Source organism: Nonlabens sp. Ci31, assembly GCF_012974865.1.
In the GTDB taxonomy this organism is placed as follows: domain Bacteria; phylum Bacteroidota; class Bacteroidia; order Flavobacteriales; family Flavobacteriaceae; genus Nonlabens.
Map to the genome: position 1 here is coordinate 2,266,070 of NZ_CP043633.1, position 25,345 is coordinate 2,291,414.

Genomic DNA, 25,345 nt, shown 5'->3' on the forward strand with positions numbered 1-25,345 from the left:
TCAGTTTTAATGATAAAAGCTGATTAGTAGGGTCACAAATTACACTGCTGCCCCTGATTTGTCAATCACATAAAGGTTTGGTATTGAGATGTTTATTATTGTATATTTGAAACTTGACCGTTATACCATTTCTTACTTTGAAATTCTTAAAAACGCTGTTTGCTCATGCTTTCATAGCAGGTTTACTTTTGGTGAGCTGTAATGGGTATGCTCAAAATTCATCTCAGATAGATGTGCTTACTACAGATCAAGGCTTGTTGTTTAGGGATATTACCTCTGTAACACAAGATGCAAGTGATGCTATGTGGATCGGTACAGACCTTGGTCTAGTTCGTTATGATGGCTATAACTTTAAGGTGTATAATTCTGACAAAAACAATCCTTTCTTTATTGAAGAAGAATTATTGAATGGAGAACTGGTATTTGATAAAAATGCTGACGAACTATGGTATATGGCTAATGAGAAATTGTTTAAACTTCAGCTTTCTACAGATCATGTAATGGCATTCAATGCTTCTCATAATATCAAAGGGCAAGTATTGCAATTATTAAAAAATCAGGACGACAGTATATGGATCATTACAAATGATTTTTTAACTATTGAATCTGGAAAAGCCAGACAATACCTTCAAAAATTAGAAAATGGAAAATTTAAAGTAATACATTCTGTTACGTCTGATATAAACCGCGCTGCTGGCTTAGTTAACGATAAAGAGGGTCATGTCTTGTGGAGCTCACCGCAGGGTAGTCTCAAATTTGATGCTCAAGGAAATAAACTATCTACTTTACATTTTCCAAATTTTAATTGGAATGGAGTGGAAACGCAGTTTACGGTCTCTTTTTATGCTAGTGATACCAATCATTATTTTTTTCCGCAAAAAAAGCAGGGCATCTTTACTTTTAATGAAACAGACCTATCATCAAAGCGTATTTTTGAAAGTGATCACCAGTTTTATTTTGCTATAGAAGACCATCAACAGCAAATATGGTTTGCGGGTACTGAAGAATTGTACCTTATGAATACAGATGGTCAATTTATAGATTACACAGCTCAATTAAAAGCGCGGCTAGAGTATTCAAAAATCAATGCTCTTTTTATTGATGCTAACAATTTACTTTGGGTAGCCACAGATAACGGGTTGTTTAAGATCCGTATAGGAGAGAAGCTTTTTGAACCACTTTTTAAATCTGTAAATGAAGGTTGGGGAAATACCATGAGGGGCATTTTTGAAGATGCAAACGGAACTATTTATACAAAATGTGAAAACCAAAACAAGCTTTATTATAAAACGATGAACGGTAAAGTGGATACGCTTCAAATTAAACTGAGCAAACAAGCATTAGAAAGTTTTCAGTATACGGCTACTTTTTTTGTTTTAGATTCTACAAAACATCATGTATTTACTTTAGGGGAGACTTTATTAAAGATAAATCTTAAGGATGGTACTACTAAAAGTTACAATGAGTTCAAACAGTTTATAACATTTAAAGGGCAAAATCCTATTATTAAACTAAAGGACGGAAGACTTCTTTTTGGTCAAACTTTAAAGCGATTAGTACTTTTTGATCCAGAAACAGAAACAAGTAAATTCGTTTTTGAAGATTCTAAAATTGAAACTGATATTGCAGACTTTAGATACTTTAAAGAAAGTAAAACCGATAGTATCGTTTGGATAGGAACACAAAATGATGGCTTAATAAAAATACATCTCAATGGTACCATAGAAAATAAGATCACAACAGAAACAGAACCTAGTATCTCAAGAAATTATATACTGGTTATTGAAGAAGATAAGAATAGTAATCTTTGGGTAGGTACCTATGGTGGAGGACTCAATTTCATTTCTAAAGATGAAAAGTCGGTAATAGCCTACAGAAAATCACAAGGCTTGCCCGATAATAATATTGTTGGAATTATCAATGACGAAGACAATAACTTGTGGATAAGCACTTATAATGGGTTGTCTCATTTTGATACTTCAACTCAAGTTTTTCAAAATTTTTATATGGAAGATGGTCTGACACACTATGAGTTTAATTACAACTCTTTTTTTAAAGATAGCAAAGGCAATTTTTATTTTGGAGGTATGAATGGTCTTAATGCCTATAAGCCTATTGAAGTATTAAAAGAATCTGAATCACCTAATTTACGATTGCTAGGAGTTTCAGGTTATAATACTAAGGATCAAAATAGATTCTATAAAGATTATAGTCAAGAAGAATTTACAAATTTACAAGTATCACCTTATGACCAGTATTTTGAAATCAATTGGAGTATGCCCAGCTACTTTCAAAATCAAAAAAACACCTATAGCACAAAACTAGAAGGTTTTGAAAATCGCTGGTTTTATCAAGGTAATAATTCATCCATACGTTACAACCAGTTGCCAGCGGGAGACTATATTTTAAAAGTAAAAGGTAAAGATTCAAGAGGAAATCAATCCGAGAATATACTATCTATTCCTATTACTGTAAAGCAAATATTTTATAAGCAACTGTGGTTTCTAGCTTTAGTGGTTTTATCTATAATTGGAATCACGTATCTGATTTTTAGATATAGGCTTCAACAAGTCCTAGCAATGGAAAGACTGCGTACTAAAATATCTAGTGATTTACACGATGATGTAGGTTCTTTGCTGTCAGGCCTTGCTATGCAAACTGAACTGATGGAAATAAATGCAAGTGAAGCCGATAAAACCAAGCTTCAAAAAATCGCGGGTATTAGTAGGAATGCCATTTCACAGATGCGTGACTTAGTATGGAGCATAGATAGCAGGCGTGAAACCACAAATGACTTGATAGAACGCATACAAGAGATGGCAGAGGAGCTTTTATTGCCTAAGGATATATCTTTTGAATTTCACCATAATAATATAAAATACCCTAATCGAAAGTTAGCTTCTCAAGTGAGACAAAACCTATTTTTAATTTATAAAGAGTCTATCACAAATATTTTACGTCATTCTGACGCAACTCATGTGGAGATATCTATAAGCAATCACAAGACTGGTTGTGAATTTGTCATAAGCGATAATGGAAGTGAAAAAGAATGCTATAAATCAACAGGTTTGGGACTAGCCAATATGCAATTGCGAGCAGAAGCCATAAAAGCAAGTTTTACTTTTAAAAAAGTGAATGGTTTTAGTGTATCTCTTCATTTACCATTTAGTCTATAATATCAGTGAGAGGTTAAATTTGTATAAACCACATTATAATGTGATTGGACGGCACTTATAACTGTACTAACTTTAAAGCTAACTATTAAATACATATAAAATCATCATAGGGATGGCTCTGGTATGAAACAAATTCAATTAGCAATTATAGAAGATGAGGTACTCATTCAGGAAAGTCTTCATGATTTTTTTGAAACCGTGCCGGAGATTACATGCTTATTTATCTATTCTTCAGTGGAAACTTTTTTGAAAGATTACAGCACTTTAGTTAGAACACCAGATGTATTATTGTTAGATATTAATTTATTAGGAATGTCTGGCATAGAAGGGATTCCTTTGATATTAAATGAATTACCAAATCTGGATATTATCATGCTCACTACTTTTGAGGACAGTGAAAGTATCTTTAATGCGCTGTGTTTAGGAGCTTGTTCTTATTTATCCAAAAGAACACCCTTAAAAAAAATACAAGAAGCCATTGAGGTGGTTTATGAAGGAGGTTCCTATATGTCACCATCCATTGCTAGAAAAATCGCTAATCACTTTTTACCGAAAACTGCAAAGAAAAATCTGCTCACATCTAGACAAAAAGATATAGTCAGTGGAATCGTTGATGGTAAAAGCTATAAAATGATTGCAGCAGATTTATTTGTATCGCTAGACACCGTGCGCAGTCATATCAAAAATATTTATAAAACACTAGAAATTAATAGCAAAGCAGAATTGATTAGAAAATCATACGATAATGAGATTTAATTTTCGATAAGACTTTTCAAGTAAAATGTTCATTCCACTTTCAGTTTTTTAAAACGGTATAAAATCTAACATTTAAAATCTACATGCTCAATCATTTAAATGCAATGACATAAGTCAAAGTTTACTTGATCTGTTCCCTTAAATTTTGGTTGACTAAATGGAATCAAGATGAAAAACATTTTATTACTCAGGTATTTTACAGCAAAATCAAAAACGTACAGCACTATTTTTGTCAGTTATTAAAGGGTTACTAGTGGACAATAGAATGATGCATAATGACCAAATCAAGAATTTTACAAATACATACCGGAGCGATCAATTTACATTCAAAAGCTAGTGGATTATCTTATTTCTGGAGGACGAATCAATAGGTCATATGGAGGGAGTTTTTTGATGGAGATTTATTTCATAAGCGCTATGGATAATTTGATAGGAATGTTTAAGAGAATTCATTACTATTTCACTCAACGGATTTGCATAAGAACCGCTGGAAAAACCACAAGAATTCATCAAATATTCTAAACGGAAATCTTATATAATGCCACTATCAAAAAATTACGTACCATCTATTTCTATAGGTGTAAAAACGCCCGGAAAGGCAAAGAAGGTTTGAATAAGATGGGTAAGTTTGCTAGCGAGCGAGGCTTTGAGATTTCCGCTTTTAATTTTAGTCGTCGTGATGGTCAGTGGCACAAAATTTCATCCTTACCTTCTATAAAAGCACAAGACTTAGGATTTGTTATAGGTCACCCGTGTTGGATTGCTTCCGGTCAGAAGACCTTAACTGCAGTTATAGACTACCTCAGCGAGCTGCTTATTGGAAAATTAATTAGTAAAAGAGGTTAAACCCTATGTTGGAGTCCTGTATTATTTTCAACAACGGATACCAGTAAATGACATATAGTATTCCATCAAGCAAAATACAACTGATAGTAAAATAAAAAACCCTGATAATCATTTGATTATCAGGGTTTGTGCGGAGAAGAAGGGATTCGAACCCCTGGAGGTGTAACCCTCGCTGGTTTTCAAGACCAGTGCATTCGACCACTCTGCCACTTCTCCTAGTCCCGCTACAAAAATTACTTTTTGTTTTAGCGGTTGCAAATATACAATTATTCTTTAAAAATTGATTGTAATAATAAAAAAAACACGCCGAATTCTATTTTAAAGCTCAAAGAAAAAAAACAATCTGAATTTCAAAAACCAAATCATAATTTGATAAGTCTTGGAAAAACAATGTTTACTTAACTATATGTGGTAGATGTAATTTTAAAACTTCTAACTCTTAATATCTTACAAATCAACTTTTGTCGTGAGATAGTTTACTGTCGCCGGTAATGGGGATCACCTTACCAGAGTAGGTAGGTTTTTTTTTAATGTTCAGTTCTATCCAAGCTTTCATATTTGCCAGCCACTCTCTTCTTGTAAAGTGACTGTTGCCAGGATATTCATGCTTGTCTGCTACATAGCCTTGTACATTTAACCCCATATTTTTACCAATATAAATAGCTCTAGGGAGGTGAAATTCTTGTGTAAATACAATCGCGTTTTTTACCTGAAAAACATCCCTAGCTCTATACATAGTGTCGTACGTATCAAAGCCGGCATGATCTAAGAAAATATCTTCGTCTGGCACCCCTTTGTTGTTGAGGTAACTCTTCATGGCGTTTACTTCATCGTAGTTTTTTTCACCGTGATCACCGCTTAAAAGGAATTTTTTAAACTTTTTGTTTTCATAAGCTAGTAAAGCTGCATCCACACGATCTTGTAGGATAAGTGAAAGGGTTTTATCTGGCTTTACACTAGCACCTAGAACTATACCTGTATAAGCTACTTTAAGTTGGCTTATATCTGTTACAATAACATCTCTAGAGGTACGCTTCACGTGCAATTGCAGAAAGAGAATGCCTACTACACATAAGATGACACTAAAAACGAGTATGTTTAATATCCTGCGCATTAAATAATAGATGTAGGTTTTTTGTCGTCGTCTATGGCTACAAAAGTAAAGATTCCTGTCACCACTTTTTCACGAGAATAGCTGTACATATCTTCCATATAAATACTGGTTTCTACCACACAACTGGTCTTGCCCACTTTAGAAATATGTCCTACCAGCTCAATAATACTCCCTTGTGGGATAGGTTTTTTAAAATCTATTTTATCAGTGCTTATAGTCACTACTTTTTTTCTAGAGAATCGAGTTGCGCAAATAAAAGAAACTTCATCCATAAGCTGTAAGGCCATACCTCCGAAAAGCGTGTCGTAATGATTGGTCGTATTAGGAAAAACGGCCTTGAAAATGCTCGTCTTAGATTCCTTAATTCTTTTATCGATGTCCTTCATTGAAAAATCTTATAGTAAAGCCCTTAATGGGCATGAGGTGTACGTTATTTTTGCGTACTAATTAGAAAGGTATTGGTGTTGATCTCGCTTTCTGTTCTCTTTTGAAAATAGAACTTTATACGGAACTTGATTCAGTGCGAAAGCAGAATACCTACCAAATCCTCAACCACAAAGATAACGTATCATAACTATGGATAGTATAGAAAGTTTGCAATGGAGATATGCCACTAAAAAATTTGATTCTGAAAAAAATCTAGAAACAAGCCAATTGGAGCTGCTTGCACAAGCCTTTAATCTTACCGCTACTTCTTACGGTTTACAACCTTGTAGGTTAATTGTTGTTCAAGATCAAGATCTTAAGGAGAAAATGGTACCTCATTCTTATGGTCAGATGCAAGTTAAAGATGCCAGTGCTGTATTAGTGATATGCACGACTGTTGTAGATGAACAATACGTAAAAGATTATTTCTCTATCGTTAAAAAAGAGCGCAATACACCAGATGAGGTGATTCAACCTTTTCAAGATTTCTTGACAAGTACTTTTTCCAAGAAAGAGTCTGAAGAGATTGAATTGTGGGCAAAGAACCAAGCTTATTTGATTTTAGGCAACCTACTTACCGTTTGCGCACAGCAGCAAATCGATTCGTGTCCTATGGAAGGTTTTGTACCTGAAAAAATAGATGAGTTGCTAGATTTAAAAGCCAAAGGTTTAAAAAGCACCTTACTACTTCCCGTGGGTTACCGAGCAATTGACGACTTGATGTCTCAATTAAAAAAGGTACGCCGACCACAACAAGAAATGGTTTCATTTTTGTAGCGGCAATAAATACCTTTAATAGCCTTTAGAATGTTCCCAGTAGGGAACAGGTCCTCTATAGGGATTATCGAAGAGCTACTTTATGAGTTTTATTTTCAGGGAAATGCAGTCAGGACAACGGGTGTTTAGGATACCGGTATTCCCCTGTCTAGGGATACCTATTTTTTCCATAAGAGAATAGTCCCTTCTATGTGACGCTTTTTAAACAAAGAGGACAAGAAAATAAAATACCATACAACTTCCTTTTTCTAAAAACTTAAGAAAAGCCTGTTTTACTGTATCGTATATTCAATTTCAAAAGCTTCAGAAATTCTAAAATACCCAAAAGGGAACCGCTCTGAATCTGTGGTATTGATGATGTTACCTCTTACCACGGCTGGTTGGGTTCCAAAGGGACCGCCACCGCCATCTCCCGCTTGCTGTAGTAGTGTTTCATAGAAATTAAAACAACCTTGGTCTATTCCTAGAATACGTATGGTTGCTGTGGCTCCTGGAGTAATCTCTTCGATAAAAAAAGTCGTCTGAGAACGGTTGCCATCAGTAAATTCATCATCAATAATGTCGACTTGAACATTATCAACATCTTGGTATTCAAAAAGGTAAAAATCACCAAGACCTGAAGGATCGTTAAAGAAAGCAGTGACCTCCGTAATATCATCTCCAAAACCGCTTATCGTTCCCTGCTCTACATCTGTAAATGGTACCGTAGGCTCTAGACTTTCGGTAGCTGTATAGACAGCTCCGTTATCATTAATAGTAAGGGTGTAGTTATTTTCAGTAGGATTGCTCATTCTTATAAATGGAAAGCCAGAGCTATACACTCCATCTGCTACAAAAGGAATAGGGATTAGGGCGCCATCGGCATCAGTGATGCTGACTATTGCGTCATTTACAAAAACGATTTCTTCATCATAAAACCCCGCAGATCTGGTAAGTTGTACTCTGGTAAATGTAGTCCCAGAATCGTTTAGCTCCATGGAGGCATCTACGACCAGTCGCGGATCTGAATTATTGAGATCTAATTGAACTACATCAGAGCAAGAGGAGATCATTAATAGAGTAACTACGTATATAAAAAACTTCTTCATCTCTTAAAAATTAAAATTATAGGTGACCGCAGGAATTACTCCAAATATGGCAAGCCTTGTCGCTTCATTTCTATTGGTATCTTCATTCTCTGCAAAGGAGATACTCACTGCGTTTCTTCGGTTGTAAGCATTGTATAAACTAAACACCCAGCTGGATTGCCAGCCTTTTTTCTTATCCGGTTTAGGCGTGTAGGTAGCAGAGAAATCTAGTCGGTGCACAATAGGCAGGCGGCTGCTATTTCTAGATTCATAAGTAGGGATAAACAAGCTATCAAATTGATACTGACCATTAGGATAGGTAACTGGCTGTCCAGTTTGTAAAGTGAAATTAGCGCCTAGGTCCCACTTTTTATTCAAGTCGTAATTTGCGGTTAGGGTAAGATCATGTGTTTTATCCCAAGCCGCATTGTACCACTCTCCATTGTTAATTCCAGGCTCCAGAGCTGTTCTTCCCGGTGTGCGTTGTTCACTTTTAGAAAGGGTATAAGCGATCCATCCTTGAAGTTTACCTTTATTTTTTCTCAGTAAAAACTCCAGACCATAAGCTCTAGCTTCTCCTTTTAGTAAAATTTGCTCTACGGCATCATTTGCAATCAAATCAGCACCATCGATGTAGTCCAATCGGTTGTCTACCGTTTTATAAAAGGCCTCGGTTTCTATGGAATAGTTCCCTATGTTTTTAAAGAAACCAGCAGCGACTTGAGTTCCCTTTTGTGGTTCTATAAAGGTTCCACTGGGTGCATAAAGATCAAATGGAGTAGGAGCATTGGTGTTAGAAATCAAGTGAATGTATTGATTGATACGCTGGTAGCTCGCCTTGATACTCGTATCCTCATCTAAGGAGTAAGCGATGGAAAACCTAGGCTCTAAGTTGACAAAGGACTTTAGGGTTTCACTGCGACTGCTAGAAAAAGAGGCTGTAGGTGCTGCGCTTTCATAAACTTCTAAATCTTCATTATACAAGAGGGGTTGGTTATTTTCATAGATATTAAGACTTTCTTGTCCTAATCTATTGAAACTACTGATTCGTAAACCGGCATTGATATTGACTTGATCGCTTATTTTAAATTCGCCATCTGCATAGACGCCGTTTTCCCAAGCATATTTTTTAATCAGCTGTGTATCGTTGATACCACTTGTAGCTGTTGTAGGCTTTATTCTTCCTGGATCAAACTCGTAATAAATGGAGTTGATTCCGTATTTCATTTTTACCTTATCATTTACAAAATTGGTAAGGTCGTATTTTAGATTCATATTAGTAATACCACTATCAAAGGTAAACTCGACAAATTGTAATTCCAGCCCATAGTTGTAATCACTATAAATGACAGAAGCGTTGGAAAACCATTTTTCACTAAAAAGATGGTTCCATCTGACATTTACAAAACTGTTACCGAAGGTATTACCAAAAAGATTGTTCACATTAAAGACGTCTCTACCGAAGTAGCTGGACATATAAAGCCGGTTGTTATCATCTAGATTAAAGCTGGCTTTGGCGTTGAGGTCGTAGAAATAGGCAACATTATCTACGTCAAATAAGGGCAAGAATAAATGCGCATAACTACTACGTCCACCTATTAAAAAGGAGGCCTTTTCCTTGATAATAGGACCTTCAAATAGCAATCTACTTGCTACAACTCCTATTCCTCCTGTACCACTAAATTTTTGTTTGTTTCCATCGCGTTGATAAATGTCCAGTACACTAGAAACACGACCACCATATCTGGCTGGGATACCGCCTTTGTAGAGTTTTAAATCCTTTATGGCATCTGGGTTGAAAACCGAGAAAAAGCCAAATAAGTGGTCACTTCCATAAAGAGTAGCTTCATCCAGTAGGACCAAATTCTGGTCTGCAGAGCCACCTCTTACATTAAAACCGGCAGATCCTTCACCAGCATTACTAACTCCTGGGAGTAACGTAAGAGCTTTGATCAGATCAGTTTCTCCCAGTACCACAGGGATTTTTCTAATTGTTTCTATAGAAAGTGCGTTCACACTCATTTGAGGTGATTTAGTGCTCATTTTCTCCACATCTGCAGTGATGATGATGGCGTCTAGTTCTTCACCTTGTTCTTTTAGGGAGAGGTCTAGTTTTACGTTTTCGTTGAGGGAGATCTTTTTCTCTATGGTCGCATATCCTATACTGGAATATTGCACGGTATAAACTCCTGTAGGTAGGGTGATGGAATAATAACCGTAGGCATTGGTTATGGTTCCGGTTTTTAATTCGATGATGTTTACAGTAACGTTGAGCAAAGTTTCACCAGTTCCATCCTCGATGATGGTTCCTGAGAGCGTGGCTTTTTGTGAGTACGCTTTCGCGAAAGCGAGAAAGGTAAAAACTCCTATAAATACAATGTTTTTCAATGGGCAGGTATTAGGTCTTGAAAATTAATGATGTAACTAACTATATCTGGTAAAAGTAAAGTTGAAAAGCTTTCCAAAGCTAACCTTTACATTTAATTTAATATCTTTTTAATCTACGGTGCACACATCATAAATCACTTTAGTAACTTTGGTCAAAACTATTTCCATGACAACAGCACAACTTACCGACCAACTTTCTTTGCCTGTGGTGGCAGCGCCTATGTTTTTAATATCTGGGCCAGAGCTCGTCATTTCTTGTTGTAAAAACGGAATAGTAGGTACCTTTCCAGCGTTGAACCAACGTTCTAGCCAAGGATTTGAAGAATGGTTGATACAGATCAAAACAGAACTGGCGCAATGGGAAGAAGAAACGGGTAAAAAAGCAGCGCCTTATGGAGTAAACCTTATTGTCCATGGAAGTAATCCTCGTCTTCAAGCAGACTTGATGTTGTGCATGAAACATAAAGTGCCCTTGATCATCACCTCTTTAGGAGCAGTGAGCGATGTGGTGAACGCTGTACATAGTTATGGTGGAGTCGTATTTCATGATGTGATTAAAAAACGCCATGCAGAGAAAGCGCAAGAAGCTGGAGTAGACGGATTGATTTTAGTTTGTGCAGGTGCAGGTGGACATGCTGGTGTTAATAATCCTATGCCTTTTATAAGAGAGACTCGTGAATTTTTTGACGGTACTCTATTACTTGCAGGCGCCATGAGTTCTGGTCAGGACGTGGCTAGTGCTTTACAGATGGGCGCAGATCTCGCTTATATGGGAACACGTTTTATCAATACAGACGAATCTAAAGCTACCGATGAGTACCGCGATATGATTATCAATGCCGGCTGTAGCGATATCGTTTATACTGCTGCTATTTCTGGAGTAAGTGCTAATTTTTTAGGCGCTAGTTTGCAAGCAGCGGGAATTACAGAAGAGCAAATGAAGGCTAAAGCAAAAGTTGACTTTGGTAAGGAAATGGATACCGAAGCTAAAGCTTGGAAAACCATCTGGAGTGCGGGACAAGGTAGCGCTACTGTAAAAGACAGTATGCCAACTGCAGCACTTATAGACCGAATGAAAGCAGAATTTAAAGCGGCTATAGAAAAGCAAATAGAAAATTTGAAGAAGTACTGTTACATCGTATAATTTGATGGTTTAAAAACTTCTCGATTCGGGGATTTGGAAATCTGTTTTACCCTGTCGTAATTTCAGCTTTAGAAATTCATGGTCAGAAATAGGTAAAATAAAATTCAAACTCCTAGTTATGAATGAAGAACAGGAAGTTTTGGAATTTGGAATTTGGAATTTCATTTACAGATTTGAGATTTTTTTCTAACTACCTTTGTCGCATGAGTCAACTCGTACAAATTTCTATTCTACCACATTATCTAGAAGATGAAGATCATATTCTAGGAAAGGTTTTTGAAAAAATCGATTTGCGTATGGATGATATTCAGAAATGGAATATCAGAAAACGTTCTATCGACGCAAGACAGAAGAAAGTAACATTCAATTTACAAATAGAACTATGGCTTAAAGGAGAAGATATCCTTGAAAGAGAGGTTTATCAAATCCAAGATGTTTCTCAATCAAAAGAAGTAGCAATTATAGGAGCTGGGCCAGCAGGATTATATGCAGCACTAAGAGCTATTGAGGGCGGGTTAAAGCCCATAGTATATGAGCGTGGTAAAGACGTACGCTCTAGAAGACGTGATCTTGCTGCTATTAATAAAGATCATATCGTTAACCCAGAGTCTAATTATTGTTTTGGAGAAGGCGGAGCAGGAACCTATAGCGACGGTAAGTTATATACCAGGTCTAAGAAAAGAGGTAATGTACTTAAAGCTTTGGAGTGGTTTGTTGATTTTGGCGCTACACCAGATATACTGGTAGATGCGCATCCTCATATAGGAACCAATAAACTACCGCAGATCATTACTTCTATGCGAGAAGCGATTGAAAAAGCTGGTGGAAAAGTGCATTTTGAGTCTAAAATGACTGATATAGGTCACGAGAATCAACAAATTAAGGCCATTCAGATTAATGATACGGAATGGATAGCCTATGACAACCTTCTATTAGCAACTGGTCATTCAGCTAGAGATATTTTTTATCTACTTCATAAAAGAGGTATAAAAGTGCAGGCAAAACCATTTGCGATAGGAGTGAGGATAGAACACCAACAAGAATTGATTGATCAGATTCAATACCACGGTGATGATCAAAACCCATATTTACCGCCGGCCAGTTACAGTCTTGTAGAGCAAGTGGATGGAATGGGGGTGTACTCCTTTTGTATGTGTCCTGGGGGTATTATCGCACCATGTGCCACAGACACTGATGAGGTGGTCACTAACGGCTGGAGTCCAAGCAAACGCAATAATCCTTATTCAAACAGCGGTATTGTGGTCAGTGTATCACCAGAAGATTTACCTAATTACGATCCCGAAGATCCATTTGTATCTCTCAATTTTCAGAAAAAAGTAGAATACGATTGCTGGGTTGCTGCTGGAAAAACTCAAAAAGTTCCCGCGCAACGTATGCAGGACTTTGTGGAAGGAAAAGTATCTACAAATTTTCCTAAAACCTCTTATTTCCCTGGTTTAACAAGTGTTGATTTAAACAAAGTGCTTCCAGAAATGCTAGCCACCCGATTAAGTGCTGCTTTTGTGTCCTTCGGTAAAAAGATGAAAGGTTATTATACTAACGAGGCAGTTCTTCATGCACCAGAAAGTCGGACAAGTTCTCCTGTAAGCATTCCAAGAGATCCATTAACATTGGAACACATAGAAATCAAAGGTTTATACCCTTGTGCCGAAGGAGCTGGATATGCTGGCGGTATTATTAGCGCAGCGATTGATGGAATTAACTGCATGGATCGCATCATTGAAAAGAAAAATCTAAATAAATAAGATTTATTTAGATTTTTACGGTGATTTATTTCAGAATAAACTTCTAATTTTGCAAAAAAAAATATCAAAACCCACTATGTTACCTATAACCTATTACGACTTATCGTATGCGGAGCTTTTTGTGTTTCCTAAATACATGTTTGCGCAAATGAAGTCGGGAATCATTCTAGTACCAGAAAATAATAATGAACTCAATGCTATTGCTCAAAAACACTTTGAAGGTAAAAATTTTGTTTATATAGCAAATCGTTTTTTTGATTATAATGTGAGTCCGGTTATTTACTTAGAAGCCTCAAAAATTCCCAACCTAATAGGGATGTCTATAGTTACAGATAAGGAAATCGGGAAACGTACTGCCCTATTTGAAAGTAAGTTCTATGCAAAAGAATTCCTGGTAGCCTCTACTATTGAAGAAGCAATGAATTGGGCTGTTGATTTATTAGAAAAAAACGAATCCTAAGGAAAGCCACGCTTTTGTAGGGAGTCCATTTCATAAAGAATTTCTATGATCAAAAGAAAATTAAAAACCGATAACAGATGTACTCTTATACGATGAGTATCAGCCATCGATAGGACTAATAGTGGAGTATAGCGTGAAGGTCATGTCCTGATAAAAGAGCTCTTCCTTTTAAAAAATCAAGTTCAATGATAAAACTAAAACCTGCTATAGCAGCTTTAGTTTCACTGATTAATGAGTATGCAGCTGCAGCAGTACCTCCGGTTGCTAGCACGTCATCATGAATAAGAACGGTATCGGTGCTTTTAATAGCACCTTCTTGCATTTCAATAGTGTCAGAGCCATACTCTAGTTCATACTCTTGACTCATGATCTTTCCTGGCAGTTTGCCAGGCTTGCGTATCATAATAAATTTTGCATCGAGCGCTTTTGCCATGAGCATTCCGAAAAGAAAGCCTCGTGATTCTATTCCCACTACAACATCAATTTTTTGATCTTGAAAAGGCTCAATTAATGCCTGAGTCATTAAATCTCTAGCCTCGTGAGATGCCAATAATGGTGAGATATCTTTGAAAACAATCCCTGGTTTTGGGAAATCAGGGATGTCTATGACGTGTTGTTCTAAGAAAGGGTTGTTCATGGGTTAAATATAGAAAAGGCAAGTGTTAGTTGACTATTTGAAGAAGCAAATTTTTAATATAATTTCCAGTGCGAAATAATTATGAGTTTATTATAGAATAAAGTTGGCATTATTCTAAATTCTCGTATATTTGCAGCCGCAAAAGCAACAAGTCTTTTGTTTATTGGGCCTCGTAGCATAACTGAATAGTGCACCACATTACGGCTGTGGAGGTTGCAGGTTTGAATCCTGCCGAGGTCACCATCACTCACAACTGCGTTGTGAATTAAAACATAGAAACCTTGACAAGCTCGCTTGATCAAGGTTTTTTGTTTTAAGACACTAGACTTGCAAAAGCTGGCAGTTGTATTTGCAAAAGGCACTTCACTCAGGATCAATAAAATTCGTCCTACAGAGGTCACAAAATAAATCCGCATATAACTGATAAATAAGTTATTGCGGATTTTATATTTTATATGTGTCACATTTTGTGTCACTTAAATAGGAATAAGTTATTTTTTAGTTGGTAGACATTTTAGCCAACTTTTTAAATTATACGTAGCTTAATTATTTTTTTTTTGCGGTTAATAGTTATGTTGCATAGCATTCTAAAATATCTTTCTGTTTTTAATCGAGTAGCTCTAAAGTAGGTTTGTGAAGTGGTGTATATAGAAATAAATATGCTTTTAAATGCCTAAAAAACAGGCGGGTTTAATTTTTTGTTCTGGCTTGAATTTCAAAACGTAAATCGTCTCATGACAAAAATTATATGATTGGTTTCATTTTAAACCGTACCCTGTTCCTCCAATCATTATCATCTCTGGGAAAATTGGTCTTGCATAAATATTTCCGTCTATGCTAACGTTACTAACATCATCCGAATTTTCGAATCTTATAAGCATTGGTCGACCCTCTAGTGTAACATTATTCCATATAACATTTACCAAAAATCATGAATCTCCATAAAGATATGTCTGACCTATTGAACTTGGCTCTCCCCATACTTCTGCTTAAGTCGTCGTAACTTTTATAATTAACATATTTTACTACAATTTGAAATTGTAACATTTGATCGATAAAATTTAGTTGAAGTAAGATCTTAAAAAAAACAAAATTTATCCGTAGCTAACCTTTAATTCTACAAATTAATTTCGGCACTCTTTTTTGAAGAGTAAACCTTATATGATAGTCTTTTTATGATTTTTTTAATAAAAGTCAGCTCCAAAATAACCCAGATTTTCTAATTCAAAAATTGATTATTAAGTTAATTAATTAATTAATATTTAGAATGTTATACTTATATTAAGCTTGTGTGACTTATTGTATCAGTCAAATAAATTTTTTGAGTTAGTCATATAGTTTCCGTATCTTGTTATCATTAATAACACGGGTTATGGAAGTATTTAAAGGTCAAAATATACTGAGTTTTGTGAAAGAACTGCCAGATGATGATGCTTGTAAAGCATATTTAGCAAAAATAAAATGGCAGGATGGTTTTACATGTACAAAATGTGGTCACACTAAGGGCTGTGAAAAATCTGGTTATAGATATCACTGTTACAGTTGCAATCACGTTGAAAGCGCCACTGCAAACACCTTGTTTCATAAGGTTAAATTTGGTTTGCAAAAGGCATTCTGCGTTGTGTTTGAAATGAGTACTAGTACCAAGAGTGTTTCCAGTGTTCAAATGGGAAAGCGATTTGATATCCGTCAAGGTACCGCTTGGTATTTCATGCAGAAAGTTAGAAAGTCAATGAAAAGCAGTCAAAAATATCCTCTAACTGAAATAGTTCATGTTGATGAATTTACCGTAGGGGGAAAAGAACAAGGCAAGCAAGGTAGAAGTTACGATTCAAAAAAGAAAAAAGCAGTGATAGCGGTAGAACTGAGCGCCGAACATAAAATCAAAAGAGTTTATGTGAAGTCTATAGATGATTACTCAGCTAAATCACTAACTCCAATATTTGAAGAACATATAGATCCCTCTGCAAAAATAGTTACCGATAAATGGAGAGGTTATGCTCCACTTAAAAAGAATTATGATATAGAGCAGAAACTAAGTAATAACGGAAGTAATTTTAAAGAACTACATGTTGTAATTATGCAGTTAAAATCTTGGTTGAGAGCAATACCTACACATGTTAGTAAATGGCATGTGCAAAGCTACTTTGACGAATTCTGTTTTAGAATTAATCGATCTCAATCCAAACAGAGCATATTCCATAAAACAATAGAAAGAATGGTAATAGCTAAACCAATTTATCATAAAGATATAAAACAGATGCTAAGTGTGTAACTCAATAATTTTATTTTTGACAAAGAAATGCCAATAAATAGTGGTGGTCAGTAACCTATGTTACATTAAACTGTTTTACTTAGTTAAATAAACTTTAAAGGCCTGATTGCTAGCTGTACTTTGGGTTCCATTATTTCTAAAGAAAATATTTTCTTCAGAACTTTCAATACCTCCGTATATGTAACCAATTAATGTTTTTTCTTGTTTTAAGCTATTCAAGTTGACAATTTCATTTTCTAAATAGATAGCTTCGTTTGACAATGGAATGAATTCTGCTCCTGATCCTAAAAAGGCTGGCATTTTTATACCTAAATCCTTTTCGGTCATAGATCCATCTTGATGGCGTGTAACCATACTAATTGTTTTGACGAAAGGCACTTGGTCATCTTTAATTAAATCGCCTTTATTTTCGTATTGATATTGACTCAACCCTCCAAAAAATATCGTTATCATTTCGTTTTTCTCTAAATTATAAACAGGGACTTTTGCACTATGATATTGACTTAGGTATTGATTAAAATCGCTATTAACTTTATAGCCATTTTCATTTACATCTACAGAGTTTAGCCAAGGAATGTTGGCGTCATATTGAAAAACACCACTAAACATCGTAAAGCCTTTTGTTAAATCTGGAAAGATCTGCGGTACCATATTATAATCTCTCCTATGAAGATTTTCAGGGTCTTTTTCTGCCGAATAATCACTAATTGATAAATTAACACCATCATCTTCTATTTTAAACGTTCTTATTTCATTAGTATACTCTTGAGTAAACCCAGGACCGTGACCTGGTCCCATTGGATTATATCTCCCTTCAAAGTATTGTCCACCACACAAATAAAAAGTATCATTCAATAAACCTAATTGTCCGCCTGTTACTGCCAGATTTGAGTCTGTTATCTGCCTGAAGAAACTCGAGATATTAGATCCTTCGATAATAGCCTTAGAAAGCCCATCTATATCTATTGCTGTTAAATTTGAGTATGTTGTGTGATCACCTTTAGTATCACTATAACCATATCCGCCTATTACATAAAGTGTATTGTCTCTTTGTTGAAACTCTTGATTTGTAGATTGTAATTGTTCAAAAATTGAAGCTGGTAGGACGCTTAAATCTGTTTCCCAAGTTTTATTTGTTTCTGGGTCGATAACAAATACTTTAGTATTATTTTCTTTCTTTAAGAAAGCTTCAAAGGGTCTACGTTTATGAAGCCCATCTATGCGACCACCTAATATTAACCATTTGCCATCGCTAGTCTTACCTAATGAGTAAGATTGAATGCCAGGAGCCTCATTAATGGAAAATGGTTCTATTTGAATTGTAAACTGTTCTTGTGCAGACGAATTACAGCTTGAAAGTGTAAAGGCTATTAAAAAAGTAAAAATGATATTTAGTTTCATCTATTTTGATTTAAAGTGTGTTTAATAAGGTTTATAGTTAATTGCATTGTTCGCTTCCTGATGTTACAATAGTATCAAACTGTTCTTGCGATATGTACTGTGGCACATAATTCTCTCCAGAGTTTTCAATTGCAGTGAAGAAGCTTCTTAAATGATTGCGCGATCCACATTGTAAGTTTTCAAAAACTGATATAAGAGCAACATTTGATGTGACGTCTATATAGTCTTGTAAATCACGAATGTCTAAATCTTCAATAGTAGCCCCTATTGTAAGCGCATTGTTCATACTGATTGATCCGTCAACTACAAATTGGTCATATAAAGTTTGTATTTCTGTATTAGTAAACTCTCCGTATGGTAAAATCTCAAATGGCACATTACTTTGAGTCAATAAATTTGCAACTAAATTCATATGAGATTGTTCACTATTTTTAATATTACCAAATTGATTTATTGACCATAAATTATCTAAATACTCATAAGTGTCACGTGCTAATTTTTCTTCTTCTAGCATAAACAATAAAGCATCTTTATCTGCTTGAGTAAGTACTATACTATTTGTAATTTGATCTGTGTCATCATCATTACTGCAAGAGGTTAGAGAAACCAGACCAGTTAATATAACGATTGCTGTAGTCGCTGTTATTTTTATAAACCTTTTCATAATTACTTGTATTTATTTACTACTAATCTCCGTAATAAAATTGAGTGCTACAGTTACCTATGTTACATAACTAAAAAAGCACTCTTTAACATTAAGAGTGCTTTTTTTATTCCGCTTTCGCGAAAGCGTAAGGTAACAAATGTCATTTTTTATATTCCATTCAAATTCTACCTTTGCTTAAACACTAAAATGTATTACACGCGATGGGAAATTCAAATACCACAATTTATATAGTTGCGACAATTATTATACTTCATTTTTTAGTAGGCTTTATCTGGTTAGCTTATAAACTCACTAAAAAAAGGATGATGAGTAATTAAAAATACCTATTATCCTTAGCTCGCTTTACATTAACTTTTTTCTATTAAAAGATTCCATTGCTCTGGCGATAGTGTTTTTATAACCAAGTCTCTACAATTTGTTTTTTTTGAAACTACGTCTACTCTTAGTTTTCCAATTTCATTTATCTTATTGAATATTCCTGCTCTTGGCTCCTTATTAAGAGACGCTTGATAGATATCTTTTTCTAGGTTTTGAACTTGCTGTGCCATTTGCATCATTTTTGGATGGTTTTCACTGCTCCAGTTTCCTAATGTTTTTTGTTCTTCCTCAGATATTTTGAATTTTTCTGTATTATCATTTATGGTTTGCATATAGTTGGGAAGCGGATTTACGTGAGAAATCAACACCATCATTTCTTCTCTTTCCATAAAAGGATATTCTTTTTTATAATCTTCTACCAAAGTATTCCATTGTTTGTCGTCTAACTCTTCAATGATGTGATCTCTACATTGAATTTTAATCTCTGCAATTTCTAATCGTAGTTTATTAGTAGCATCCAGTTTTTGCAAAATTTTCTCTGAGCTTGCTTGTTCTTTTGAAAGCGATTTTATTTCAGAATTAATTTCATCTATTTGTTCCATTCTAGCTTCAATCTTTGGATGATTTTCAGTTCTCCAAATCTTAAATGCTGATTCTTGTTTGTCTGTTAATGCCAATTGATTTTTTTCAGAAACCATATAACGCATATAATTTGGACCAGAGAAATAGTCCTCAATTTTAAGTTTTTTATCCGCTTTTGATTTTTCTACTGCAACACTTTTTTGAGTTTCTGAGACATTAACTTTTTTCTCGTTTTTGTTACAAGAAACTAGCATTAATCCTAAAATTAATACGAATCCTATTTTCTTAATTACTTTTAGATATATCATAATATTATTATTTTTTAAATTCAGATCAAATCTGAGGAATAATTAATGCGCCTACAGTCACATAGGTTACATATAAAACATTAATATTAATTTGTTTTTTTATAACTCCAAACCGCTAATCCATTCATTATAAAAGCATACAGTAGTGTTTTGGATAATTGCGGTAGAATATCCATAAAACCAGAACCTTTAAGCATAACCATACGCATTACTTCTACAAAGTATTTAATAGGGTTAAATTCTGTAAGAATCTGAGCCCATTCAGGCATACTCTCAATAGGCGTAAATAAACCGCTCATCAAGATAAAAATCACTGTAAAAAACCAAGCAATAAACATCGCTTGCTGTTGTGTGTCTGTAAAGTTTGAAATGAACAAGCCTATGCCTAGAATAACTAATATATAAATGGAAGTATATAAATACATCAAGGGTAAACTTCCTACAATAGGCACATTGAAGATAACTCTTGCGATAATAAGTCCAACTGTTAGTATACCCATCCCAATGACCCAAAACGGAAATAGTTTGCCAATTATAAACTGGCTTTTTCTGATAGGTGTAACGTTTATTTGTTCTAATGTGCCAATTTCTTTTTCGCGGACAATATTCATCCCTGAAAGAAACAACGTAATCATAGTTACCAACAACACCAAAATCCCAGGAACCATAAAGGTTTTGTAATTTAAGGTTTCATTATACCAGAATAAAGGGACGGTTTCAATATTTATTGGCTGAATTTGCTTGTCTGAAACTTGAAATAAATCAACTTTTAAATTTTTATTAAAACGTTGCACGATCTGAGTTAAATATACATTCTCAACACCAGCTGCTGCTCCATCAATCGCATTAATGGTTATTCCTAAATTGTTGTGTTTTTCCTTTTGTAAATCACGTTCAAAATAGTTTGGAATTTCTAATAGAACATCAACTTCTCCTTTAAGCATCGCAGCACTTGCTAATCGCTCAGATGGAAAATCTGTCGACACTTCAAAATAAGTTGAGGCATTAAATTTTTCTATTAATGCTCTTGATGTTGATGTGTGATCGCTATCAATATACCCAAATTTGATATTCTTAACTTCAAAAGTGGCAGCGTTAGATAGAATAATGAGTTGCAATAAAGGCAAAATAAAAATTATAGGAAGCATCCCTTTATTTCTAAAGATTTGTTTAAACTCTTTTTGTATGATATATAGAATTATTTTCATTACTCTAATCTGATTTTATATTTCTTTACACTTAATCCAATAAAAAATACAGTCATACCAAATAAGATTAGGGTTTCTTTCCATACGTATTGTAGACCTACACCTTTAAGCATTATACCTTTAATAATGATTATAAACCATTTAGCAGGAATTATATTACTAATAACTTGCAACGGTATTGGCATACTGGAAATAGGGAAAATAAAACCAGATAATAAAATTACAGGAAGCATTAGTCCCATAAGTGAAATCATCATCGCTGTCTGTTGTGTTGCTGAAATAGTTGAGATTAAGATTCCTAGAGCCAAAGCTGAAATAATAAATAAGATGCTCTCCAATCCTAATAAAACTAAACTACCTTGAACTGGCATTTTAAAGATAAAAATGCTTAGTACAATAATAACTAATGCATTAATAATGGATAGGAAAATATAAGGAAACACTTTACCTATAATTACTTGAAGCGGTTTTAATGGTGAAACCAGTAAAATTTCCATTGTTCCTAATTCTTTTTCTCTGGTGATAGAAATTGAGGTCATCATTGCAGAAACTAACATTAAAATAATGGTCATAACACCTGGAACAAACATATACACGCTTTTTAATTCTGGGTTGTAAACCATGCGCGTTCTTGGAACTATTTGATATTCAATGGTAATATCTTTGTTTAATTCCTTTTGATACTGTGTAAGAATCGCATTTACAAAATTACTAATGGTGTTTGCGGTATTTGGGTCTGTAGCATCTGTAATTATCTGTAGGGTTGCATTGTGATCTTTGATTAGATTTTTACTAAAATCTTTTTCAAAATTTAAAACTGCTTTTACTTTTCCTTTTTTAAAAATGGTTTCAATATCAGATTCTTTTTCAATAAATTGATTGACACTAAAGTATTTTGAAGCTGAAATTTTATTAATAATTTCTTCTGTAGTTGCATCTTTAGAATGATCTAAAATAGCAATATCTACATTATTGATTTCATTAGTTATGGCGAAGCCAAACAACAAAATTTGTGCAATTGGCATTCCGAAGAGAATAAACAACGAGCGTCTATCTCTAAAGATATGGTAGAATTCTTTTTTTATGAAGCCTATAAACCTTTTCATCCTCTCGCTAGTTTTAGAAATACATCATTCATATTATCTGCTTTAAACTGTTCTTTGAGTTTCTTTGGTGTATCTAAAGCTTCAATTTTTCCGTTAACCATAATAGATACTCTGTCGCAATATTCAGCTTCGTCCATATAGTGTGTGGTTACAAAAACGGTGGTGCCTTGATTGGCTGCTTTGTAGATCATTTCCCAGAATTGGCGTCTGGTAATTGGGTCAACGCCTCCTGTTGGTTCATCTAAAAACACAATTTTAGGATCGTGAAGTAAAGACACAGAAAAAGACAGTTTTTGTTTCCAGCCCAGTGGTAATGAACCTACCAGCTTATTTGCAACTTTTTCCAATCGTAATTCTTGAATCAAAATAGCTGATTTTTCTTTTATTCGTTTTCTCGACAAACCGTAAATGCCACCAAAAAACATAATGTTCTCTTTAACCGTTAAATCGTCATACAAAGCAAATTTCTGACTCATATATCCAATGTTTTTCTTGATGTCTTCAGCATGTGTGAATACATCAAATCCAGCTACATTAGCTTTTCCAGAAGTTGGATTAGAAATACCAATTAGCATTTTCATAGCTGTGGTTTTTCCTGCTCCATTTGCGCCTAAAAAACCAAATATTTCACCTTTGTTAACCTCAAAAGTAATGGCGTTTACAGCTGTAAAATCCCCAAACATTTTGGTTAATCCTTCTACTTGTATGACTCTTTCGTTGCTCATTATTTTGCTAATTCCATAAAAGTATCTTCAATAGTCGCTACAGTTTTTTCTATTTCTATATTGGATAGGTTTTTCGATTCTAAATACACTTTCAAATCTTTCGGATTAAAATCTGTTCTGTTATCTGTGTAATGCACAAATTCTCCAAAAGGATATACACTATGATTGTGTTCATAGGCATTTAAAGCGTTAATGAGCTGATACATATTATTTGCGCGTACATTATAAATTGGTTTTGGGTAATGTTTTACAATAGCTTCAGGTGTATCAATCTCCAAGATTTTTCCATCTTGAATTAGTGCAATTCTATCACATAAAGCCGCTTCGTCCATATAAGGTGTAGATACCAAAATAGTGATGTCTTTTTGTTGCAAGCGTTTTAGCATTTCCCAAAATTCTTTTCTTGACACTGGATCTACTCCTGTTGTTGGTTCGTCTAAAAACAAGACTTTGGGTTTGTGAATCAATGCGCAGCATAAAGCTAGTTTTTGTTTCATACCGCCCGACAGCTTTCCAGCACGACGATCTTTAAAAGGCTCTATTTGAATATATATATCTTTTATTAAATCGTAGTTTTCTTCTATTGTTGTGCCAAAAATGGTAGCAAAGAAATTTAGGTTTTCTTCAACGGTCAAATCCTGATAAAGTGAAAATTTGCCAGGCATATAACCAACACTATTTCTAATGCTTTTATAATCATTAACAACATCATAACCTGCAACAGTTGCAGTACCTTCGTTTGCAATTAGAAGCGTGGTTAAAACTCTAAAAAGCGTTGTTTTTCCTGCACCATCAGGTCCAATAAGCCCAAAAAGCTCACCTGGTTTTACATCAAAAGAAATGCTTTCTAAAGCTTTTATATTTTTGTAAGATTTCGATATATTGGTAACGATAATACTCATTATTTTACTAAAATAAAGTTGCTATTTACTAAAGCCATAACCTCGTGTTTAACATCTTTTTCAATCATAACATAGTCGCCAGCTTCTAAATTAGTTTCACCAGATTGTTCTTTGTAGATAGCCTTACCAGAAACGCAAATTAAAATCGCTTGTACGTTACTAACGTGTTCTTTTAATTCTTTTCCCTTTGCTATTTGTAATGACATAACTTTACCTTCTTCGGCTTGTAATAAAAGCTTTGTTTGAACAGCTTTGTCCTCAGTATGTAAGCTTTTTAAATTCATTTTAGGATAGGTATTTGTAGATTGCTGTGTAGTTGTCTTTTCATCGTTTTTACATCCTATAAAAGCGAGTATTCCTATTAAAAAAATTAATTTTTTCATATGTATTTATATTAATTATTAGATGATATCCACATTTCTGCTGGCATACCAATTTTTAAACTTCCATCGTTTATCACATCAATTTTTACAGCATAGACCAAAGCAACACGCTCTTCTTTTGTCTGAATAATTTTTGGTGTGAATTCTGCTTCCGAAGCAATCCAGCTAACTGTACCTTTATAAGATTTCATAGCATCATCTTTATCAATTTTAACAGCTACTTCCTGACCCATTTTTAAATTAGCCAATTGTGTCTCACTTATATAAACTCGTAATTGCATCGTGCTTAAATCGGCAATTTTATAAAGCGGTTTGCCAAATACAGTAATTTCATTTGGTTCTGCGTATTTGGTTAAAACAGTTCCGTCTACAGGATTTATAATCTTATTTTTTTTGATTTGGTCATCAATTTGTTTTAATTGAACGTCAATAGATTTAAGTTCATTAACGACAGGAGCGTTTTGAATTTCAACACTTCTAATTTGACTTTTGATGACATCCATTTCACCTTGAACGTCATCTAGTTGTTTTTGTGTTCCTGCATTATCTTTAATGAGATTTTCAGCGCGTACTTTATTCGTGTTTGCCGTTTTTAATTTCGCGTTTAACACATTGATTTGTGATAAAACACCTCTAGATTTTGAACTAATCACAGCTTTAGACACTTCTAATTGTTCTCGTTTTAATGCTAGTGGAATGGTATCGATATAGCCTATAAATTGCTCTTTTTGAAGCACATCACCTTCGTTAACTTTAAACTGCATAAGTTTTCCGTTATTTTCTGCTGAAATCGTTATTTCAATAGCTTCAAAATTTCCGTAGCCATCTGCTTTTCCATTAGAATCACTACAAGAAAATAGACTTAGTGTAGTGATGCTTATAATTGATATATAGAGGTAGTTTTTCATTCTAA

Annotated in this window: 22 protein-coding genes and 2 tRNA genes; 9 read left to right on the forward strand and 15 right to left on the reverse strand. The window is 34.4% G+C overall.

From position 1 onward, the window contains the following. The first annotated feature begins 137 nt into the window (after positions 1–137). The 3 genes from F0365_RS10005 to F0365_RS10015 all read left to right on the forward strand — a co-directional run bounded on the left by F0365_RS10005 (position 138) and on the right by F0365_RS10015 (position 4,778). Entirely contained in the window at positions 138–3,176 is a 3,039-nt protein-coding gene (locus tag F0365_RS10005; protein WP_240961597.1) for a sensor histidine kinase, read from the forward strand. 123 nt (positions 3,177–3,299) lie between these two features. Then, positions 3,300–3,932 (forward strand): response regulator, encoded by a 633-nt coding sequence (locus tag F0365_RS10010; protein WP_169933557.1) that lies wholly within the window; start codon positions 3,300–3,302, stop codon positions 3,930–3,932. Positions 3,933–4,550: 618 nt separating this feature from the next. Beyond that, positions 4,551–4,778: a hypothetical protein gene (locus tag F0365_RS10015; RefSeq protein WP_169933558.1), complete on the forward strand. Its 228-nt coding sequence runs from the start codon at positions 4,551–4,553 to the stop codon at positions 4,776–4,778. Positions 4,779–4,909: 131 nt separating this feature from the next. Here the strand turns inward: F0365_RS10015 and F0365_RS10020 are convergent. From F0365_RS10020 to F0365_RS10030, 3 genes are all read right to left on the reverse strand, one after another. Then, positions 4,910–4,994: transfer RNA gene (locus F0365_RS10020), tRNA-Ser, on the reverse strand. Between the two features lie 238 nt (positions 4,995–5,232). Then, positions 5,233–5,892 (reverse strand): vancomycin high temperature exclusion protein, encoded by a 660-nt coding sequence (locus F0365_RS10025; protein ID WP_169933559.1) that lies wholly within the window; start codon positions 5,890–5,892, stop codon positions 5,233–5,235. Next, positions 5,892–6,278 carry an acyl-CoA thioesterase gene (locus F0365_RS10030; RefSeq protein WP_169933560.1) on the reverse strand — a complete coding sequence of 129 codons (387 nt, stop codon included), beginning with the start codon at positions 6,276–6,278 and terminating at the stop codon, positions 5,892–5,894. The genes F0365_RS10025 and F0365_RS10030 overlap by 1 nt, the downstream gene beginning before the upstream one ends. A 190-nt stretch (positions 6,279–6,468) precedes the next feature. Between F0365_RS10030 and F0365_RS10035 the strand changes: the two genes are divergently transcribed. Next, positions 6,469–7,095 (forward strand): NAD(P)H-dependent oxidoreductase, encoded by a 627-nt coding sequence (locus F0365_RS10035; protein WP_169933561.1) that lies wholly within the window; start codon positions 6,469–6,471, stop codon positions 7,093–7,095. Positions 7,096–7,367: 272 nt separating this feature from the next. On the opposite strand, the gene F0365_RS10040 is transcribed toward F0365_RS10035, so the two are convergent. Next, complete coding sequence (locus F0365_RS10040; RefSeq protein WP_169933562.1) at positions 7,368–8,183, reverse strand: DUF4249 family protein; 816 nt, start codon at positions 8,181–8,183, stop codon at positions 7,368–7,370. A gap of 3 nt (positions 8,184–8,186) precedes the next feature. After that, the gene (locus tag F0365_RS10045; RefSeq protein WP_169933563.1) at positions 8,187–10,550 is read right to left on the reverse strand and encodes a TonB-dependent receptor; all 2,364 of its coding nucleotides are present in this window, start codon (positions 10,548–10,550) and stop codon (positions 8,187–8,189) included. 166 nt (positions 10,551–10,716) lie between these two features. Here F0365_RS10045 and F0365_RS10050 point away from each other — a divergent pair, with 166 nt between their 5' ends. The 3 genes from F0365_RS10050 (at position 10,717) to F0365_RS10060 (ending at position 13,920) form a co-directional block, all read left to right on the forward strand. Continuing rightward, positions 10,717–11,694 carry an NAD(P)H-dependent flavin oxidoreductase gene (locus F0365_RS10050; protein WP_169933564.1) on the forward strand — a complete coding sequence of 326 codons (978 nt, stop codon included), beginning with the start codon at positions 10,717–10,719 and terminating at the stop codon, positions 11,692–11,694. A gap of 203 nt (positions 11,695–11,897) precedes the next feature. After that, positions 11,898–13,460: an NAD(P)/FAD-dependent oxidoreductase gene (locus F0365_RS10055; protein WP_169933565.1), complete on the forward strand. Its 1,563-nt coding sequence runs from the start codon at positions 11,898–11,900 to the stop codon at positions 13,458–13,460. 49 nt (positions 13,461–13,509) lie between these two features. Next, complete coding sequence (locus F0365_RS10060; protein WP_169933566.1) at positions 13,510–13,920, forward strand: hypothetical protein; 411 nt, start codon at positions 13,510–13,512, stop codon at positions 13,918–13,920. 115 nt (positions 13,921–14,035) lie between these two features. On the opposite strand, the gene F0365_RS10065 is transcribed toward F0365_RS10060, so the two are convergent. Continuing rightward, positions 14,036–14,557, reverse strand: a complete 522-nt coding sequence (locus F0365_RS10065; RefSeq protein ID WP_169933567.1) for an adenine phosphoribosyltransferase — start codon at positions 14,555–14,557, stop codon at positions 14,036–14,038. A 166-nt stretch (positions 14,558–14,723) separates the two neighbouring features. Here F0365_RS10065 and F0365_RS10070 point away from each other — a divergent pair. Both F0365_RS10070 and F0365_RS10075 read left to right on the forward strand, forming a co-directional pair. Next, positions 14,724–14,800 (forward strand) — tRNA-Arg (locus F0365_RS10070). 1,129 nt (positions 14,801–15,929) lie between these two features. Beyond that, complete coding sequence (locus F0365_RS10075) at positions 15,930–16,832, forward strand: IS1595 family transposase (RefSeq protein WP_169933110.1); 903 nt, start codon at positions 15,930–15,932, stop codon at positions 16,830–16,832. A gap of 75 nt (positions 16,833–16,907) precedes the next feature. Here the strand turns inward: F0365_RS10075 and F0365_RS10080 are convergent, their stop codons facing one another. The 9 genes from F0365_RS10080 to F0365_RS10120 all read right to left on the reverse strand — a co-directional run bounded on the left by F0365_RS10080 (position 16,908) and on the right by F0365_RS10120 (position 25,340). Beyond that, positions 16,908–18,233 (reverse strand): T9SS C-terminal target domain-containing protein, encoded by a 1,326-nt coding sequence (locus F0365_RS10080; RefSeq protein WP_169933568.1) that lies wholly within the window; start codon positions 18,231–18,233, stop codon positions 16,908–16,910. Between the two features lie 37 nt (positions 18,234–18,270). Continuing rightward, a complete protein-coding gene (locus tag F0365_RS10085) occupies positions 18,271–18,897 on the reverse strand; it encodes a DUF2202 domain-containing protein (RefSeq protein WP_169933569.1) in 627 nt (208 codons plus the stop codon). 350 nt (positions 18,898–19,247) lie between these two features. Then, entirely contained in the window at positions 19,248–20,108 is an 861-nt protein-coding gene (locus tag F0365_RS10090; protein ID WP_169933570.1) for a hypothetical protein, read from the reverse strand. Positions 20,109–20,194: 86 nt separating this feature from the next. Continuing rightward, positions 20,195–21,316: an ABC transporter permease gene (locus F0365_RS10095; protein WP_169933571.1), complete on the reverse strand. Its 1,122-nt coding sequence runs from the start codon at positions 21,314–21,316 to the stop codon at positions 20,195–20,197. Continuing rightward, entirely contained in the window at positions 21,316–22,422 is a 1,107-nt protein-coding gene (locus F0365_RS10100) for an ABC transporter permease (RefSeq protein ID WP_169933572.1), read from the reverse strand. Before F0365_RS10100 ends, F0365_RS10095 begins: the two co-directional genes overlap by 1 nt. After that, positions 22,419–23,147: an ABC transporter ATP-binding protein gene (locus F0365_RS10105; RefSeq protein ID WP_169933573.1), complete on the reverse strand. Its 729-nt coding sequence runs from the start codon at positions 23,145–23,147 to the stop codon at positions 22,419–22,421. The genes F0365_RS10100 and F0365_RS10105 overlap by 4 nt, the downstream gene beginning before the upstream one ends. Continuing rightward, positions 23,147–24,049, reverse strand: a complete 903-nt coding sequence (locus F0365_RS10110; RefSeq protein WP_169933574.1) for an ABC transporter ATP-binding protein — start codon at positions 24,047–24,049, stop codon at positions 23,147–23,149. The genes F0365_RS10105 and F0365_RS10110 overlap by 1 nt, the downstream gene beginning before the upstream one ends. Continuing rightward, positions 24,049–24,432, reverse strand: a complete 384-nt coding sequence (locus F0365_RS10115; protein WP_240961598.1) for a hypothetical protein — start codon at positions 24,430–24,432, stop codon at positions 24,049–24,051. The genes F0365_RS10110 and F0365_RS10115 overlap by 1 nt, the downstream gene beginning before the upstream one ends. An 11-nt stretch (positions 24,433–24,443) precedes the next feature. Further along, on the reverse strand, positions 24,444–25,340 hold the full coding sequence (locus F0365_RS10120) for an HlyD family secretion protein (RefSeq protein ID WP_169933575.1): 897 nt from the start codon (positions 25,338–25,340) through the stop codon (positions 24,444–24,446). Positions 25,341–25,345: the final 5 nt, after the last annotated feature.